Source organism: Bacillus sp. FDAARGOS_527 (assembly GCF_003812125.1).
Classification (GTDB): Bacteria; Bacillota; Bacilli; order Bacillales; family Bacillaceae_G; genus Bacillus_A; species Bacillus_A paranthracis.
Genome location: NZ_CP033795.1, coordinates 4,877,772 through 4,894,574 on the forward strand (window position 1 = coordinate 4,877,772; position 16,803 = coordinate 4,894,574).

Annotated in this window: 17 protein-coding genes and 1 riboswitch; of the genes, 11 read left to right on the forward strand and 6 right to left on the reverse strand. The window is 35.9% G+C overall.

Features of this window, described 5'->3' with window-relative positions; genetic code table 11:
• Positions 1-23 precede the first annotated feature (23 nt).
• On the reverse strand, positions 24-401 hold the full coding sequence (locus EGX95_RS28105; RefSeq protein ID WP_002026867.1) for a YgaP family membrane protein: 378 nt from the start codon (positions 399-401) through the stop codon (positions 24-26).
• Positions 402-736: 335 nt separating this feature from the next.
• On the opposite strand from EGX95_RS28105, the gene EGX95_RS28115 reads away from it, so the two are divergent.
• From EGX95_RS28115 to EGX95_RS30575, 7 genes are all read left to right on the forward strand, one after another.
• Entirely contained in the window at positions 737-1,426 is a 690-nt protein-coding gene (locus EGX95_RS28115; protein WP_000272108.1) for a heptaprenylglyceryl phosphate synthase, read from the forward strand.
• Between the two features lie 12 nt (positions 1,427-1,438).
• The gene (gene pcrA, locus EGX95_RS28120) at positions 1,439-3,682 is read left to right on the forward strand and encodes a DNA helicase PcrA (protein WP_002026868.1); all 2,244 of its coding nucleotides are present in this window, start codon (positions 1,439-1,441) and stop codon (positions 3,680-3,682) included.
• Positions 3,683-3,697: 15 nt separating this feature from the next.
• Positions 3,698-5,707, forward strand: a complete 2,010-nt coding sequence (ligA, locus tag EGX95_RS28125) for an NAD-dependent DNA ligase LigA (RefSeq protein WP_000031441.1) — start codon at positions 3,698-3,700, stop codon at positions 5,705-5,707.
• Between the two features lie 16 nt (positions 5,708-5,723).
• Positions 5,724-6,917 (forward strand): CamS family sex pheromone protein, encoded by a 1,194-nt coding sequence (locus EGX95_RS28130; protein WP_000717041.1) that lies wholly within the window; start codon positions 5,724-5,726, stop codon positions 6,915-6,917.
• Between the two features lie 95 nt (positions 6,918-7,012).
• A complete protein-coding gene (locus EGX95_RS28135) occupies positions 7,013-7,783 on the forward strand; it encodes a TSUP family transporter (RefSeq protein WP_000343965.1) in 771 nt (256 codons plus the stop codon).
• 153 nt (positions 7,784-7,936) lie between these two features.
• A complete protein-coding gene (pruA, locus tag EGX95_RS28140; protein WP_000259550.1) occupies positions 7,937-9,484 on the forward strand; it encodes an L-glutamate gamma-semialdehyde dehydrogenase in 1,548 nt (515 codons plus the stop codon).
• 186 nt (positions 9,485-9,670) lie between these two features.
• Complete coding sequence (locus tag EGX95_RS30575) at positions 9,671-9,820, forward strand: hypothetical protein (RefSeq protein ID WP_000521648.1); 150 nt, start codon at positions 9,671-9,673, stop codon at positions 9,818-9,820.
• A gap of 230 nt (positions 9,821-10,050) precedes the next feature.
• On the opposite strand, the gene EGX95_RS28145 is transcribed toward EGX95_RS30575, so the two are convergent.
• Positions 10,051-10,614 (reverse strand): cysteine hydrolase family protein, encoded by a 564-nt coding sequence (locus EGX95_RS28145; RefSeq protein WP_000844890.1) that lies wholly within the window; start codon positions 10,612-10,614, stop codon positions 10,051-10,053.
• 242 nt (positions 10,615-10,856) lie between these two features.
• Positions 10,857-10,963, forward strand: a riboswitch (SAM riboswitch).
• 123 nt (positions 10,964-11,086) lie between these two features.
• Between EGX95_RS28145 and EGX95_RS28150 the strand changes: the two genes are divergently transcribed.
• Genes EGX95_RS28150 through EGX95_RS28160 form a run of 3 tightly spaced genes read left to right on the forward strand, consistent with a single transcriptional unit; the run spans position 11,087 to position 13,624 of the window.
• Positions 11,087-12,106, forward strand: coding sequence for a methionine ABC transporter ATP-binding protein (locus EGX95_RS28150; RefSeq protein ID WP_000622992.1), 1,020 nt, complete (start codon positions 11,087-11,089; stop codon positions 12,104-12,106).
• A complete protein-coding gene (locus tag EGX95_RS28155) occupies positions 12,096-12,761 on the forward strand; it encodes a methionine ABC transporter permease (protein WP_001261859.1) in 666 nt (221 codons plus the stop codon). Before EGX95_RS28150 ends, EGX95_RS28155 begins: the two co-directional genes overlap by 11 nt.
• A gap of 20 nt (positions 12,762-12,781) precedes the next feature.
• On the forward strand, positions 12,782-13,624 hold the full coding sequence (locus EGX95_RS28160; RefSeq protein ID WP_000721591.1) for a MetQ/NlpA family ABC transporter substrate-binding protein: 843 nt from the start codon (positions 12,782-12,784) through the stop codon (positions 13,622-13,624).
• A gap of 175 nt (positions 13,625-13,799) precedes the next feature.
• Here the strand turns inward: EGX95_RS28160 and EGX95_RS28165 are convergent, their stop codons facing one another.
• The 4 genes from EGX95_RS28165 to EGX95_RS28180 form a co-directional block, all read right to left on the reverse strand.
• Positions 13,800-14,267: an HXXEE domain-containing protein gene (locus EGX95_RS28165; protein ID WP_000473147.1), complete on the reverse strand. Its 468-nt coding sequence runs from the start codon at positions 14,265-14,267 to the stop codon at positions 13,800-13,802.
• A gap of 58 nt (positions 14,268-14,325) precedes the next feature.
• Entirely contained in the window at positions 14,326-14,517 is a 192-nt protein-coding gene (locus EGX95_RS28170) for a DUF3926 domain-containing protein (protein ID WP_000544085.1), read from the reverse strand.
• Positions 14,510-15,691, reverse strand: a complete 1,182-nt coding sequence (locus EGX95_RS28175; RefSeq protein WP_002026876.1) for an ArsA family ATPase — start codon at positions 15,689-15,691, stop codon at positions 14,510-14,512. Before EGX95_RS28175 ends, EGX95_RS28170 begins: the two co-directional genes overlap by 8 nt.
• A 76-nt stretch (positions 15,692-15,767) precedes the next feature.
• The gene (locus tag EGX95_RS28180; RefSeq protein ID WP_000942477.1) at positions 15,768-16,250 is read right to left on the reverse strand and encodes a MarR family winged helix-turn-helix transcriptional regulator; all 483 of its coding nucleotides are present in this window, start codon (positions 16,248-16,250) and stop codon (positions 15,768-15,770) included.
• A 231-nt stretch (positions 16,251-16,481) separates the two neighbouring features.
• Between EGX95_RS28180 and EGX95_RS28185 the strand changes: the two genes are divergently transcribed.
• Positions 16,482-16,718, forward strand: coding sequence for a YiaA/YiaB family inner membrane protein (locus EGX95_RS28185; protein WP_001254393.1), 237 nt, complete (start codon positions 16,482-16,484; stop codon positions 16,716-16,718).
• The last annotated feature ends 85 nt before the right edge of the window (positions 16,719-16,803 follow it).

A 16,803-nucleotide genomic window follows, 5' to 3' on the forward strand; every position in this document is an offset into this window, starting at 1 on the left:
CATCTTGCATCTTGACAAATGATTCAAAGCGGTTTTGCCAGGATTATATCTTCAATCGCTGACTCAATCTCTTTGTCAGAAGCGTCATAACTTCCATTTGACTGTGGTTTGTCGTGCTTGGAAGTTTGATTCGCTTCTTCTTTAGTATGTCCCTTCTCAGCAAAATTCATGCTAGGCATTTTAAATGCCCCCATGTTCATGTATTTTCCGAATTTCCACATTTCAACAATAGGGCAGAAACGAACAATTCCCTCTGCAACTTTCATTGCACCAATCCATAGCAAAATGTTAGACCAAGTGCACCAAGGTTTGCGCACGAGTTTCGTTGCACTACAACCGAAGAGGACAAGTCCGAGTGTAATTCGAATTAGGGCATTTATTGTACCGATATTTTGCTTCATTAGAAAAACACTCCTTTTATGAAAGTTGAAATAGATAATACTATTTCTTTTATTAGTATCCCTTTTGATTTTTCGGATATGTAATCCAACATTTGACGTGGAAAAAGATGTTGGATTGTGCGTGTGTGTAAGTAGCTTTTTTTGTTATAATGAAAGAATGCATAAAAGGAAGTTCAAAATTAAATCCTCTCGTTTAAAAAATGTCGAAGAGGGGATTCCAAACTTAATTCTCCGCTTTAAACAAATATTTAAGGTGAACTAAAAAAATCCTAATGAAAATAAACTGTTATTTTAAACAGAAATATATACAACTTGAGAAAAGAAAGGGTGTTTTCATGTACGATATTTCCGGATGGAAACATGTATTTAAGCTTGATCCGAATAAGGAATTAAGTGACGAACATTTAGAAATGATTTGTGAGTCTGGAACAGATGCTGTTATTGTAGGCGGAAGTGATGGGGTGACAATTGATAATGTACTACACATGCTAGTTAGCATTCGTAGATATGCAGTTCCTTGTGTGTTAGAGGTTTCTAATGTGGAAGCAATTACACCAGGATTCGATTTTTATTATATCCCAAGCGTTTTAAATAGCCGAAAGGTGGAATGGGTAACAGGCGTTCATCATGAGGCTTTGAAAGAATTTGGGGATATTATGGATTGGGACGAAATTTTTATGGAAGGATATTGTGTTTTAAATCCTGAAGCGAAAGTAGCCCAGCTTACAGATGCAAAGTGTGATGTAACAGAAGATGATGTAATTGCATACGCGCGTTTAGCAGACAAGCTATTACGTTTACCGATATTTTATTTAGAATATAGCGGTACGTATGGAGATGTTGAACTTGTTAAAAATGTGAAAGCACAATTGAAACAAGCTAAGTTATATTATGGCGGCGGTATTTCTAATGCTGAACAGGCGAAGGAAATGGCGCAGCATGCTGATACAGTAGTTGTCGGAAATATTATTTATGATGATATAAAAGCAGCGTTAAAAACGGTTAAAGCAGTAAAAGGAGAGTAGGTGCAGGCGTATATGAGTATGACAGATAGATTATTAAATGGTTTAAATCCGCAGCAACAAAAAGCAGTACAAACAACGAACGGACCACTTCTATTAATGGCAGGCGCAGGTAGTGGTAAAACGCGTGTGTTAACACATCGTATTGCGTATTTACTCGGTGAAAAAGGAGTAGCGCCATGGAATGTACTAGCTATTACCTTTACAAATAAAGCCGCTCGTGAAATGCGCGAGCGTATTGATACACTTGTCGGACCAGAAGCTGAAGATATTTGGATTTCTACGTTCCACTCTATGTGTGTACGTATTTTACGACGTGATATCGATCGCATTGGTATTAATCGTAATTTTACAATTTTAGATTCAGGTGATCAGTTAACTGTAGTCAAAAAAATTATGAAAGAGCGCAATATTGATCCGAAGAAATTTGAACCGCGCTCTATTTTAGCTGGTATTAGTAATGCGAAAAATGAATTGTTATCTGCGGATAAATATGCAAAGAAAATTACAATTGCTGATCCATATGAAAAATTAACGAGCGATGTATATACAGAATATCAAAAACGTCTTTTGAAAAATAACTCACTAGACTTTGATGATTTAATTATGACGACGATTCAACTATTTGAACGTGTTCCAGAAGTACTAGAGTTTTATCAGCGCAAATTCCAGTATATTCACGTGGATGAGTATCAAGATACGAACAAAGCGCAGTACCTTCTTGTTAAACATTTAGCAGCACGTTTTAAAAATTTATGTGTTGTAGGTGACTCAGATCAGTCAATTTATCGCTGGCGTGGTGCGGACATTTCCAACATTTTGTCATTCGAAAAAGACTATGAGAATGCGCAAGTTATCCTGTTAGAACAAAATTATCGTTCGTCACAAAATATTTTAAATGCAGCGAATGCGGTTATTGAAAGAAATACGAATCGTAAACCGAAGAAATTATGGACAGATAATGAAGTTGGAAACAAAATTTCGTATTATCGTGCTGCAACCGAAAAGGACGAAGCATACTTTGTTGCGAAAAAAATTCGCGACGATATTCAAATGGGAAAACGAAAATATACTGATTTTGCAGTGTTATATCGTACAAATGCGCAGTCTCGTATGGTCGAGGAGATTTTCCTGAAATCTAATATTCCTTACAAAATTGTCGGCGGTACGAAGTTCTACGACCGTAAAGAGATTAAAGACATTTTGGCGTATTTACGTTTAATTGGGAATCCAGATGATGAGATTAGTTTTGCGCGTATTATTAACGTACCAAAACGCGGAATTGGTGCGACTTCTATCGACAAAATTATTAATTATGGTGTACAAAATGGAATTTCTTTAACTGCTGTATTCGATGAGATTGAGCATGTTGGAGTAAGTGCAAAGGTTACAAAGGCAGTAAAGGAATTCGCAGGTTTATTACACAACTGGGTAAATATGCAAGAGTATTTATCTGTTACAGAATTGGTAGAAGAAGTTATTGAGAAAACAGGCTATCGCGATATGTTGAAAAATGAGCGTACGTTAGAAGCAGAAGGTCGTCTAGAGAACTTAGATGAGTTTTTATCTGTTACGCAAACATTTGAATCTCAAAGTGAAGATAAGAGTCTTGTTGCATTCTTAACAGACTTAGCACTTGTTGCAGATATTGATCGTGTAGATGAAGACCCAACTGCTGGTGAGGAAGTTATTTTAATGACGATGCACTCAGCGAAAGGATTAGAATTCCCAGTTGTCTTTATTGTTGGTCTAGAGGAAGGAATATTCCCGCATACTCGTTCTCTAATGGAAGAAGATGAAATGCAAGAAGAGCGTCGTCTTGCTTATGTAGGTATTACTCGTGCAGAAGAAGAGTTGTATTTATCTAATGCACAAATGCGTACTTTATTTGGTAGAACAAGTATGAATGCCGCATCTCGATTTATTACAGAAATCCCGACAGAACTAGTGGAATCATTAAATGAAACAGCGCCGAAGCGTGAAACTTCATTTGGTGCAAAAGGAAGAACGGCAAGTAGCAGTAAAACGACAACTACAACACGTTCTCGCTCAGCTTTCGCGCGTCCTGCAGCTAAGACGACAGGCGGCGAACAAATTGGCTGGGCAGTAGGCGATAAAGCTTCCCACCAAAAATGGGGAGTCGGTACAGTTGTAAGTGTAAAAGGTGAAGGAGATGCAAAAGAATTAGATATTGCGTTCCCAAGCCCAATTGGTGTTAAACGTTTGTTAGCAAAATTTGCACCTGTGACGAAACAATAGGAAAGGAATGAGGATATGTCAAAAGAGATAGCAAAAAAACGTATAGAAGAATTACGTGATTTGTTAAATACATTTAACTATCAATATCACGTATTAGACAATCCTTCTGTTTCTGATGCGGAGTATGACCGTAATATGCAGGAGCTTATAAAATTAGAAGCAGAGAATCCAGAGTTTATGAGTGAAGATTCTCCCTCCGTTCGCGTTGGGGGAACGGTTCTTGATATATTTGAAAAAGTAACACATAAGTCACCGATGTTAAGTTTAGGAAATGCATTTAACGAAGGGGATTTACGTGATTTTGACCGACGAGTACGTCAAGGAATTGATGATGCGAATGTAAGATATATATGCGAATTAAAAATTGACGGACTTGCTGTTTCACTTCATTATGAAAAAGGACGCTTCATTCAAGGGGCAACACGTGGTGATGGTGTAACAGGTGAAGATATTACCCAAAATTTAAAAACGATTAAAGCAATCCCGCTTCGTTTAAATGAAGAAGTAACGTTAGAGGCACGAGGCGAAGCTTATATGCCGAAGCGTTCATTCGTTAAGTTAAATGAAGAAAAAGAGCAAAATGGTGAAGATGTATTTGCGAATCCGCGTAATGCGGCAGCAGGTTCAATCCGCCAACTTGATCCGAAAATTGCAGCGAAGCGTAACTTATCTATGTTTGTATACGGTCTTGCGAATGTAGAAGAAAAAACAATCCTATCACATAGTGAATCGCTTGATTTCTTAGGTGAACTTGGATTCAAAACAAATCCAAATCGACGCACATGTGAAACAATTGAAGAAGTTATAGCTTATGTAGAAGAATGGCAAGAAAAACGTCCGCATCTTGATTATGAGATTGATGGGATCGTTATAAAAGTAGATGATGTCGCTCTTCAAGAAAGTCTAGGCACTACAGCAAAGAGTCCAAGATGGGCAATTGCTTATAAATTCCCAGCTGAAGAAGTTGTAACAAGATTAACAGGCATTGAATTAAGTGTTGGTCGTACAGGGGTTGTAACACCGACTGCAGAGCTAGAGCCAGTGCGAGTGGCTGGTACGATCGTTCGTCGTGCTTCTTTACATAACGAAGATTTAATTCGTGAAAAAGATATTCGAATTGGTGACTACGTTGTTGTGAAGAAGGCTGGAGATATTATTCCTGAAGTTGTGAATGTTCTTTTCGATAAGCGTACTGGTGAGGAAGAAGAATATCATATGCCAACGCATTGTCCAGCATGTGAGAGTGAACTAGTTCGTTTAGAAGAAGAGGTAGCACTTCGTTGTATAAATCCAACTTGTCCTGCTCAAATTCGAGAAGGGTTAATCCATTTCGTTTCAAGAAATGCAATGAATATTGATGGACTTGGAGAACGTGTCATTACACAACTCTTTGAGGCAGATTATATTCGTACATTTGCTGATTTATATTCGTTGACGAAAGAGCAATTATTACAGCTAGAACGATTCGGAGAAAAATCAGCAACGAATTTAGTACAAGCAATTGAGAATTCTAAAGAAAACTCATTAGAGCGATTATTATTCGGTCTTGGTATTCGCCATGTCGGAGCGAAAGCAGCACGTACATTTGCTGAGCATTTTGAAACGATGGATGCACTTGTGAAAGCGACAGAAGAAGAACTAAAAGCAATTAACGAGATTGGTGAAAAAATGGCTCAATCCGTCGTGGCGTATTTTGATAATGAAGACGTATTAGAGTTATTACAACAATTTAAAGAATACGGCGTGAACATGACATATAAAGGCATGAAAATTGCTGATTTACAAAACGTTGAGTCGTACTTCGCAGGAAAAACTGTCGTTTTAACAGGGAAATTAGAAGTTATGGGACGTAGTGAAGCGAAGAAGAAGATTGAGGCATTAGGTGGAAAAGTAACAGGAAGTGTTAGTAAAAGTACGGATTTAGTTGTTGCAGGTGAAGCGGCAGGTTCGAAATTAGCACAAGCGGAGAAACATAATGTCGAGGTTTGGAATGAAGAGAGGTTCTTACAAGAGCTAAATAAGTAAGAGGTGCAAACTTACCATGAAAAAAATAGCATTAGCGGTATTAAGCCTTGGCCTACTTGTAAGTGGGTGTAGTGCAGGTGCCGACAAAGATGAAAAAGTGGTTGAGAAATCGGGGAAAGCAAAAGAGCAAGCAATCGTCCCGAATTACTCTATTTCGGATGAATATTATAAGACGACTATTCCATTTGAGGGAGGAAACGCACGTGGCTTAGTTGTGCAAGGAGTAAGTAATCGCCTTGATATAGATGAATTTGAAACAGGATTAATGCGTATTGCGAAAGAATCATTTAGTACGAAAGATAATGTTTTAAAAGGCGGAAAGTCCCTAACTACTCAGTATATACAGATGCTTGTTAAAAGAAAACGTACAGATGCAGAACAAAAGGAACTAGAAGATACATTAAAAAAAGATGCGGTTAAATTCCCGAACATAGGGTTAAATCCCGCATTAGGTGCAGGATCCGAATCATTAGAGGCGAAAAATAAAAAAAATCCAATATATATTTCCAATATTTTAGAACATGATTATTATGTGAACAAAGACAAAAAAGATGAGCGTAGTGGCATTGTAGTTGGATTAGCGATGAATTCGGTTCATTATTATGAGGAAGAGCATGGGTATCCGCGTGAGGCTGCAATTTCGAATGAAAAGATGTTAGCTGAAGGGAAAAAAATGGTGCCAGAAATCTTGAAAGTTATGCATCAACAAGATCCTGAGACAAAAAACCTTCCGATAACATTTGCGATTTATCGTCAGGCTCCAAAGTCTTCGCTCGTACCAGGTAACTTTGTTTCTTATGCGAATGTCGAAAAAGGTAGTGAAACGGTTGAGGATTGGAAACAAATTAATGAGAAATATTATTTGTTCCCATCTGAACAAGCGAAAACAGATAATAAACGTGAAGACTTGGCTAGAGTATCAAACTTCAAGGCAAAATTAAGCGATTATTTCCAAGGTGACTATACAGCTGTTATCGGTACTGGTATGTATAGAGACGATGAATTAAGAGAAATAAAGCTTGATATTCCTGTCCAGTTTAATGGGAAAGCAGAAATAATTGGCTTTACACAATATGTAGCCGGGCTTGTTATGGAATACTTCCCGAATTATATGAAAGTACAAGTAACGATTAAATCTGTAGAGCGTCCAGAAGCGATTATTATACGTGAAGCGAAGCAAGATGAACCGTATGTGAAAATTTTAGATTAAGTAGAAGGGCCGTTCCTTTATGGAACGGCTTTTTTTCTTGGGTAATTTTGTTATAATTTAAAATGTTATAAATAATGGGGTAAGGGGTAAAGGGCATGGATGAATTAAGTTTTCAAGTCATTATTTTATTAATTGCATTCGGTTTTTTAGCAGCTTTTATTGATTCAGTTGTTGGCGGTGGAGGGTTAATTTCGCTTCCGGCACTTATGTTTGTTGGTTTACCGCCAGCTTCGGCAATTGCAACCAATAAATTAGCTGCAACGATGGGGACGTTTACGAGTGCGATTTACTTTATTCGATCGGGAAAGGTCGATTTTAAAATTGTAGGAAAGTTAATCCCGTTAACTGTTATAGGAGCAGTAGCAGGTGCTTTAGTAGTAAAGTTTATTCCTCCAGATATTTTACGTCCGTTAGTGCTTGTAATGTTGGTATTTATTGCTATTTATATTATTGCGAAAAAGGATTGGGGAAGTGTGTCTACCTATAAGAAGATGACGAAAAGAAAAACATTAATATTTTTCTTTGTTATTTTAATGATAGGGTTTTACGATGGTTTTTTTGGACCAGGGACGGGATCCTTTTTAATTTTTGCATTTTTATTAATTGGTTTGGATTTTATTCAAGCGGCAGCATCTGGAAAACTTTTGAACTTTGTTAGTAATATCGTATCGTTAATCACTTTTTTATTTTTAGACGTAATTCATTTTGAATACGGTATTATTATGGGGTTATCGATGATTTTTGGCGCTTATTTTGGATCGAAGTTTGCAGTTCAAAAAGGTGTTGGATATGTAAGGACTTTATTTTTGTTAGTAACCATTTTATTGATTAGCAAAAACATTTTGGAATATACTCATATTTTGTAGAGTTATACATTTGTATAACTCTGTTTTTTTATTATATTTTAAAAATTAATTAATTTTTAAAATATAAGTCTAGGAATATTTGAATAAATCTAAATTATCGTGTAGAATAATGTTGTAAAATGTAAACGTTTTTCTAAGGGGAGGCTAAAAATAATGGTAGTAGCATACAAACATGAGCCATTTACAGATTTTTCAGTGGAGGCTAACAAATTAGCGTTTGAAGAAGGTTTAAAGAAAGTAGAATCTTATCTTGGGCAAGACTATCCATTAATTATTGGGGGAGAAAAAATCACTACAGAAGACAAAATTGTTTCTGTAAACCCTGCAAATAAAGAGGAACTTGTTGGTCGTGTTTCAAAAGCAAGCCGTGAGTTAGCTGAAAAAGCAATGCAAGTAGCGGATGAAACATTCCAAACTTGGAGAAAATCAAAGCCAGAAATGCGTGCAGACATTTTATTCCGTGCTGCAGCGATCGTTCGTCGTAGAAAACATGAATTCTCTGCTATTCTTGTAAAAGAAGCAGGTAAACCATGGAATGAGGCAGATGCTGATACAGCAGAAGCAATCGACTTTATGGAATATTATGGTCGTCAAATGTTGAAATTAAAAGACGGAATTCCAGTAGAAAGCCGTCCAATTGAATATAATCGTTTCTCTTACATTCCATTAGGAGTAGGTGTTATCATTTCTCCTTGGAATTTCCCATTCGCAATTATGGCAGGTATGACAACAGCTGCTTTAGTTTCTGGTAACACAGTATTACTAAAACCAGCTAGTACAACTCCTGTAGTAGCAGCGAAATTCATGGAAGTATTAGAAGAAGCTGGCTTACCAGCTGGTGTAGTAAACTTCGTACCAGGTAATGGTTCTGAAGTTGGTGACTACTTAGTAGATCACCCTCGTACACGTTTCATTAGCTTCACTGGATCTCGTGATGTAGGTATCCGTATTTATGAGCGCGCAGCGAAAGTAAACCCAGGCCAAATTTGGTTAAAACGCGTTATCGCTGAAATGGGCGGTAAAGATACAATCGTTGTTGATAAAGAAGCAGATCTTGAATTAGCAGCTAAATCTATCGTTGCATCAGCATTCGGATTCTCAGGACAAAAATGTTCTGCATGTTCTCGTGCAGTAATCCACGAAGATGTATACGATCACGTATTAAATCGTGCTGTTGAATTAACGAAAGAATTAACAGTTGCTAACCCAGCTGTATTAGGTACAAACATGGGTCCTGTTAATGACCAAGCTGCATTTGATAAAGTAATGAGCTATGTTGCAATTGGTAAAGAAGAAGGTAGAATTTTAGCAGGTGGCGAAGGAGACGATTCTAAAGGCTGGTTCATCCAACCAACAATCGTTGCTGACGTTGCAGAAGATGCTCGCTTAATGAAAGAAGAAATCTTCGGACCAGTAGTAGCATTCTGTAAAGCAAAAGACTTTGACCATGCACTTGCAATTGCAAACAATACAGAATACGGTTTAACAGGAGCAGTTATCTCTAACAACCGTGATCATATTGAAAAAGCACGTGAAGACTTCCACGTAGGTAACTTATACTTCAACCGTGGATGTACTGGTGCAATCGTAGGATACCAACCATTCGGTGGCTTTAACATGTCTGGTACAGACTCTAAAGCTGGTGGTCCTGACTACTTAGCGCTTCACATGCAAGCAAAAACTACTTCTGAAACTTTATAAGAAATAGTAGAAGAGATCTTCGCAGTCTGCGAAGATCTCTTTTTTTTGAAAAAATTTTTATATGTGGATTAACATAGTAATCAGTAGAAAAACTAATAAAGTAATAAGGTTTACTTCAGCAAAATGAGGTATATTTATATTTGCTGAATAGATTCTCTTTAAAGATAAGAAAAGTAGGTGAACAAAGTGGGAAAATATCAATTGGATTACAAAGGCCAGGTAGCTGTCGCAAAGTTTCATGAAAAACAGACGCCTGTCAAATTTGATAAAAAGCAGCAAATTGAAAAATTGCGTGCGGAGTATTTGAAAAAGAAACAAAAACAAACAGATAAATAGTAGGAGAAACTAGTTAATTTGAATAAAAAACACTTACCATATATTACTATTTGGTAAGTGGAACTAGCTAAACCCTATTCATATCAAGATAAACATGTAAATAGAAACAAAACAATGAGAAAAGTTGACTTATTAGTCACATTTTTTTGTATTCATTTTAAGGATTTCCTGTATAATACAATTTGAAAGAAAATCTATGGTTTGACAAGAAACACTCTTTTCGGTTTTGCTCACTGAAGAGAGTGTTTTTTTGTAGCTAAAAACTCCTCTGTACTCATTACATTTGCATAGACACCATTTAAACTAGCTAAAATTGTGTTATGAATATAAACGGCTGGTATAGTAGCATTCTTAAAAGAAAGGTCTTTTGTAGCACAAGCATCATGTATAACAGTACATTGCAAGCCGAAATCAAAGGCAGCCCTTACGGTAGCATCAATACACATATGAGTCATCATCCCGCATATGACAACGTGTTCAATAGCTAAACGTTGTAATTGCTTTAGAAGATCAGTTTCGCGAAAACTATTTGGATAATGCTTGAGTATAACCGTTTCTTCTCTAAGTGGGCGTACACTTTCATGAATATGTACACCTTCTGTATTGGGGAGGAAAAAAGTAGCGTCCTCTTTTATTGCTACATGTTGGATATGAAAAATAGGTTCGTTTTTCTTTCTAAAGAGCTGTAGTAGCCGACGGGCATATGCGCTTGCTTCGACTGGATTACGTAATTCCATTTTGCCGTGTGGAAAATAATCATTTTGAATATCAATGAGTAAAAGAGCTGTTTTCATATATTTATCTTCCTCCGATTTCATATTCAAATAATGGTATTCAATTAGTAGAGAAGATTATCCTTTTAAAAAATATGCAAGAGGAGAATTTTACATAACTTTAAAGATTACTATTTTTTCTTGAATTTTTCATCTGAAAATTTTAATAAAGAAATAATTAATATTTTTCTAAAAAATGTATTGACTCTTATTATTCTGAGTTCTATAATGAGAATTAATTAAACGACAATTAAATCGATACATTCTTATCCAGAGAGGTGGAGGGACTGGCCCTACGATACCTCAGCAACGGGTTTTTTTAATACCGTGCTAACTCCAGCAAGCCTATGAAAGGCTTGGAAGATGAGAAGATGTGAACGAGTACATATAAGTGCTCTCCTTCTTATCTTTATGGTTGATAAGAAGGAGAGCACTTTTTATTTTACCTCGAGAGCTCTGCTTCAAGTTTTCACAGCATATAGGAGGGGAAAAAATGATTTCTTTTAACAATGTAAGTAAAGTATATGAAACAGGTGGGCAATCTGTTCATGCGGTGGAGGATGTAACATTATCAGTTGAGAAAGGCGAAATTTTTGGCATTATCGGTTTTAGTGGCGCTGGAAAGAGTACGTTATTACGCCTAGTAAACATGTTAGAGAGACCAACGGCAGGAACGATTTCAATAGATGATAAAGAGATTACATCATTATCGACGAAAGAATTACGGAAGCTAAGACAAAGAATCGGGATGATTTTTCAAAGTTTTAATTTATTTAATTCAAGAACAGTATTTGGGAATATTGCTTATCCATTAAAGTTAGCGAAAGTACCAAAGAATGAGATAAAAGAAAGAGTAAATGAATTGCTGAAGTTTGTAGGGTTAGAAGATAAAGCAAACAATTACCCAGAGCAGCTATCAGGTGGACAAAAGCAGCGTGTTGGTATTGCTAGAGCGCTCGCAACATCACCAGATATTCTTATATGTGACGAAGCAACATCAGCTTTAGATCCAGAAACAACGACAGAAATTTTGAACTTATTAAAGAAAGTAAATCGAGAATACAACTTAACAATTCTTCTTATTACACATGAAATGCATGTTGTGAAAGAAATTTGTCACCGTGTAGCTGTAATGGAGAAAGGAAAAGTTATTGAAGAAGGAAAACTGTTTGATGTTTTCACACAACCAAAAACAAAGACGACTCAAAACTTTGTACGTTCTGTTATTAATGATCATTTACCGGAAAGTGTTTTAGCAAAAATTCAAAATGGTGGTCAGATTTATCGTCTAACATTTACTGGCGAGGAGACAGGACAGCCAGTACTATCATATATCGCAAAAAACTATAATGTCGATGTAAATGTACTGTACGGAAATATTATTGAACTTCAAAATGTGCTATTTGGAAATCTTCTTGTAGAATTGCAAGGTGAACAGAGGGAAATTCAAAAAGCATTACAACATCTAAGACTGCAAGTGCAGCTGAAGGAGGTAGAAGCTCATGCGAGTTGATTGGAGTATATTTTGGCCGCGCATACTAGATGCAACGGGGGATACTCTCTTAATGGTAATTGTAACCCTTATATTTGCTACAATTCTTGGTATACCTCTAGGTTTACTTCTATATGTAACGAGAAAAGGAAACTTTTTAGAAAATAAATGGGTCTTTTCTATTCTTAATATTATCATTAATACAATTCGTCCAATTCCATTCATCATCTTCTTAGTAGCTTTAAGCCCGCTAACAAGAAGTGTTATCGGAACGACAATTGGAACGGCGGCAGCAATTTTCCCAATGACGTTAGTTGCATCAATCGGTATTGCTAGAATGGTTGAAACAAATCTTGTTTCTGTTCCGAAAGGGGTAATCGAAGCAGCTCAAGCGATGGGTGCTTCACCAATTAGAATTGTTTTTGAAATCCTTGTACCAGAAGCGTTAGCACCATTAATTTTAGGTGTTACATTTATGACAGTTGGTTTAATTGAATTTTCTGCAGTTGCTGGGCTTGTCGGTGGTGGCGGTCTTGGTGACTTAGCAATGACATATGGTTATCAACGTTTTGATACATCAGTTATGTTCGTAACGGTCGTTTTACTTATTATTCTCGTACAGTTAGCTCAAAATTTAGGAAACTACTTTGCGAAAGTCTTTTTACGCAGATCATAAAAAGAAAGAGGGGAAAGAAAATGAAGAAAATTTTAGCATTTGCATTATCAGCGATTGTAGGGGTTTCAGCGTTAAGCGGTTGCTCAGATGCAGGAACAAAAGAGAAAACAGTTCGCATTGGTGTAACTGGAACGGATGGAAACGCTTGGGAAATTGTAAAGGAAAAAGCTGAAAAAGAAGGGATTAAAGTTAAACTGGTTGAGTTCTCTGATTACACAACACCAAATAAAGCGTTAGCTGATGGAGATATTGAATTAAACTCATTCCAGCATATTGCTTTCTTAGAGCAATTTAAAAAGGAGCATAAATTAGATATTACAGCTGTTGGTACAACGCAAATTGCACCAATGGGTTTATACTCTGAAAAACATAAGAAAGCAAATGAAATTCCAGATGGTTCTGAAATTGCGATTCCCAATGATCCAACGAACCAAGCACGTGCATTAAAACTTCTTGATGCAGCTGGGTTATTAAAGCTTAAGAAAGACTTTGGCTTATTTGGAGATCCAAGCGGCATTGCTGAAAATCCGAAGAAATTAAAAATTACACCGGTTATCGCACAGCAAACACCTCGTGTATTAAAAGATGTTGCAGCTTCAGTTATTAATAACGGTGTTGCTGGTCAAGCTGGATTAGATCCAGCGAAGGATCCAATTTTCTTAGAAGATCCAAAGAATGAAAATGCGAAGCCATATATTAATATTTTCGCAGCTCGTACGAAAGATAAAGATGATCCAACACTGAAAAAAGTAATTGAACTATATCATTCAAAAGAAGTAACAGAGGCAATTAAGAAAGAAACAAATGATGGTTCCATTTCAGTAGATCTTTCACTTGATGAGCTTGAAAAGATCGTAAAATAATGATTGGGTTTAATGGACTAACAGAAGGAACCCCTCCGCTGTTAGTTCGTTCAACATATAATCTACTTAACAAACAAAACAAACCCTAATTCTGTACCTTCCAATTCTGTATAACATAGAATCCAATGTTTGTTAAGTAGAGTAATGGACCAGGAGTTTTCCTGGTCTTTTTTTATTACTGAAAGCAGTTAGCAAGTAGTAAGGTAATCCAAATTATAATGGGGTAAGAAAATAAGCTGAACACGAGTGTAATTACGAATTGCTTTTTTTGAATTAAGTGTTTTTGGGATGCAAAAAAGAAAATAGAAAAGATAACAATGAAAACAGCTGATATTACGCCTGGATTATAGGAGCGGTAAATAAAAAACAAAATAATATGTTGAACAGAGTTGAAGAAAATTGCCCCTTGTATAAAAATAATCCAGTATATAGAAGGCAAAAAGTTTAGTTGATATAGAAAGACGATAAGTAAGACAAAGAGAGTTAATACAGAAATCGCAATGAAAAATTGTTGACTTGTTATAAAAGTAATTGAAAATTGATTAGCAAGATATTGTGGCATGTGGAAAGATTCTTCAAGGTTATGAATGAGAAATAACAAGGGAATCATCCAAAGCATAATAGTGGAATGTTTTTTAAACAACTTACATCGCTCCAATATAGAGATAGAAAGCCTAAAAAGGCCCTCTATCCAGAGATATTCATTCGATTATAATATTTTTTAAATTATTTTTATGATGCCCTTGTTCTTTCGGATAAGCAGCTAGCTCCTCTTGTAAAATATTTAGTATTTGCTTAGCTGATTGCTGGATGGGTGCAGGTAACTCTTCTAATATATGCATACCCATTTTTATTTTTGTACGAATTACCTTCCTTATTAATTCCTCATGCATGCACGACACCTCCAAAACGAATGTTTAGTACATCATCTTCAAATTTTGCTCCTTGAATAGAAAGGTGTGTTAACGTTTTGGGTAATGTGATGTTTCGTTTAACAGAACCAGCACGAATGATAAGCTCGTCACCTTTTTGATTTAATGCAAGTTCACTTTTGTTAGAGAAGGGAATGGACAGAACGAAAATATACTCATCGCCATCTTTTTTTACATATTGAGTGCGACCGTTAAATTTTACTTCAGTAGGACAATAATCTTCTTTAAATAAAGCATCTCCAACGCGTTCTAACATAGGTAAGCCAACAACTTCTTGTTCAAACATTGGAGCTTCGTAAATAGGAAGTGGATCAAAACTATTTTGAATTAATGTTTTATATTTCTTTTGAGTATCTTTCCAAGCTTGAAAATAAGGATCGATGACAGTGTTAGGGATGACGCGGTTAATCATAATCGCATCTACGTTATAATCGTATAAATTTAAATACGTAAAGCTACGCTGAGCCTCTTTAATGACCATTTTTTCGGGATTTACAACGATGCGGATACTTGTTACGTCTCGGTTTGATAAAATATCTCTCATTTCTCCAAGTTGTTCAAGTGTATTTGTTAATTCGTCCATAATATCATCGGTTGGAAGGGGGACACCAAGAAGTGGTTGAGCTACAGGGCGAACAACTTTTAAAACTTTTCTTTTAATAGGGAAGAGTTTTTCCATCCACCAGCCGAGCATGTCTGGAAAACTGAGCATTGCTAATGTTTCTCCTGTTGGAGCACAATCAATGATAATAACGTCATATGTGTTTTGTTTATAATAATCGAGTACGCGAAGTAAACTAATTAAATCTTCCATACCGGGAAACATCGTTAACTCTTCGGTTGTAATATCATCAGCTGCTTTGGAAGTGAAAAGTAGTGTAATATATTTCTGTAACTTTCCCCAGCCCTTTTCCATTTCATAAATTGTATTAATTTCTTGTGCCCATAGGTTTTCACGAATTTCTAATGGTTCAGAAGATAGTTTTATACCAAATGAATCTCCTAAACTATGAGCTGGGTCTGTGCTCATTACTAAAGTTTTTAATCCTTGTTTTGCGCTTTGAAGTGCAGTTGCCGCTGAAATGCTAGTTTTTCCTACGCCGCCTTTACCTGTATACAAAATAATTCTCATCATTCATATCCCCTTTGTTTCGAATATCGAATATTACGAGTGACGAAATAAATAATTGAATAAAAACCCAACTAGGGTTTTATTCAATCGGAATGTTTTTCATTTTAGGTGTAGAAACCTTTTCTTCTGTTTTTTGTTGTGACGTAGCAATGTGATTCATAATCTTTTGGAAGATTTGTAGTAAAAATGCTTTTTCTTCTTCCGATAATGCTTCGGTCACTAGGTTAAAATAATGGGCTGCATTTTGTTTTACTTCTTGAACGAGCATTACACCGTTTTCTGTTAAACGAATTAATACAATGCGTCGGTCGTTTTCATCACGGTATCTTTCAATATATCCTTTTTTCACAAGGCGATTTACAACACCTGTCGTTGTACTCATCGGTATATCAAGAAGATCAGCAATTTTCGTCATTGTAATATCTGTATTTCGTTCCATCCAAAGTAAACAAAATACTTCTGTTTTAGAAAGTGTTAAATCTAGGCTTACCCATTCTTCAGGATAGAAAAGTTTCTTGGCGTTATCTAGCAGTAAGTCTAAAAAATGTTCATATTGCAACAATTAATTCCACTCCCGTATATTTCGAGGTTCGTAATATTTGTTTTTATTTTATGTAGAATAGAAATAATTGTCAATGATTTTAATTGTTTTTTCAGATTAGGCAGAAAACTTTCTTTAAAATAGTATTCTTTTATGATAGATTTATAAATATAAAACTAGAATTTACATAAAAATCCATCATGGTAAATATACTTATCTATAATGGATGTACTGCTAACGAGGGGGAGAACGATGAGAAGACGTAATACGCAAGCGTTCACGTTTTTAGCATGGACTTCATTTGTTTGTGCGCTTTCAGGTATGCTAATTGGTATTTATACGCTAGATGAAACGCTTAGTGTAAAAGGATACTATTTAATTGGAACATTATTTTTAACGATGTCTTGTTTTGTATTACAAAAAACAATTCGTGATAATGAAGAAGATAACGAGAGATTTCCGAAAAATAAACCGTTAGATAAAGAGTAAATCGTAAAGAAAGGCGTTTGCCTTTCTTTTTTTATGTAAAAATGCTGTAAGTGCCGTGTGTTGACTTGCTTGAAGTACTGAAAAT

Excerpts from the sequence above, each read along its gene's own strand:
- EGX95_RS28105 (WP_002026867.1), bottom strand. The coding sequence starts at position 401 with ATGAAGCAAAATATCGGTACAATAAATGCCCTAATTCGAATTACACTC.
- EGX95_RS28115 (WP_000272108.1), top strand. The coding sequence starts at position 737 with ATGTACGATATTTCCGGATGGAAACATGTATTTAAGCTTGATCCGAAT.
- pcrA (WP_002026868.1), top strand. The coding sequence starts at position 1,439 with ATGAGTATGACAGATAGATTATTAAATGGTTTAAATCCGCAGCAACAA.
- ligA (WP_000031441.1), top strand. The coding sequence starts at position 3,698 with ATGTCAAAAGAGATAGCAAAAAAACGTATAGAAGAATTACGTGATTTG.
- EGX95_RS28130 (WP_000717041.1), top strand. The coding sequence starts at position 5,724 with ATGAAAAAAATAGCATTAGCGGTATTAAGCCTTGGCCTACTTGTAAGT.
- EGX95_RS28135 (WP_000343965.1), top strand. The coding sequence starts at position 7,013 with ATGGATGAATTAAGTTTTCAAGTCATTATTTTATTAATTGCATTCGGT.
- pruA (WP_000259550.1), top strand. The coding sequence starts at position 7,937 with ATGGTAGTAGCATACAAACATGAGCCATTTACAGATTTTTCAGTGGAG.
- EGX95_RS28145 (WP_000844890.1), bottom strand. The coding sequence starts at position 10,614 with ATGAAAACAGCTCTTTTACTCATTGATATTCAAAATGATTATTTTCCA.
- EGX95_RS28150 (WP_000622992.1), top strand. The coding sequence starts at position 11,087 with ATGATTTCTTTTAACAATGTAAGTAAAGTATATGAAACAGGTGGGCAA.
- EGX95_RS28155 (WP_001261859.1), top strand. The coding sequence starts at position 12,096 with ATGCGAGTTGATTGGAGTATATTTTGGCCGCGCATACTAGATGCAACG.
- EGX95_RS28160 (WP_000721591.1), top strand. The coding sequence starts at position 12,782 with ATGAAGAAAATTTTAGCATTTGCATTATCAGCGATTGTAGGGGTTTCA.
- EGX95_RS28170 (WP_000544085.1), bottom strand. The coding sequence starts at position 14,517 with ATGCATGAGGAATTAATAAGGAAGGTAATTCGTACAAAAATAAAAATG.
- EGX95_RS28175 (WP_002026876.1), bottom strand. The coding sequence starts at position 15,691 with ATGATGAGAATTATTTTGTATACAGGTAAAGGCGGCGTAGGAAAAACT.
- EGX95_RS28185 (WP_001254393.1), top strand. The coding sequence starts at position 16,482 with ATGAGAAGACGTAATACGCAAGCGTTCACGTTTTTAGCATGGACTTCA.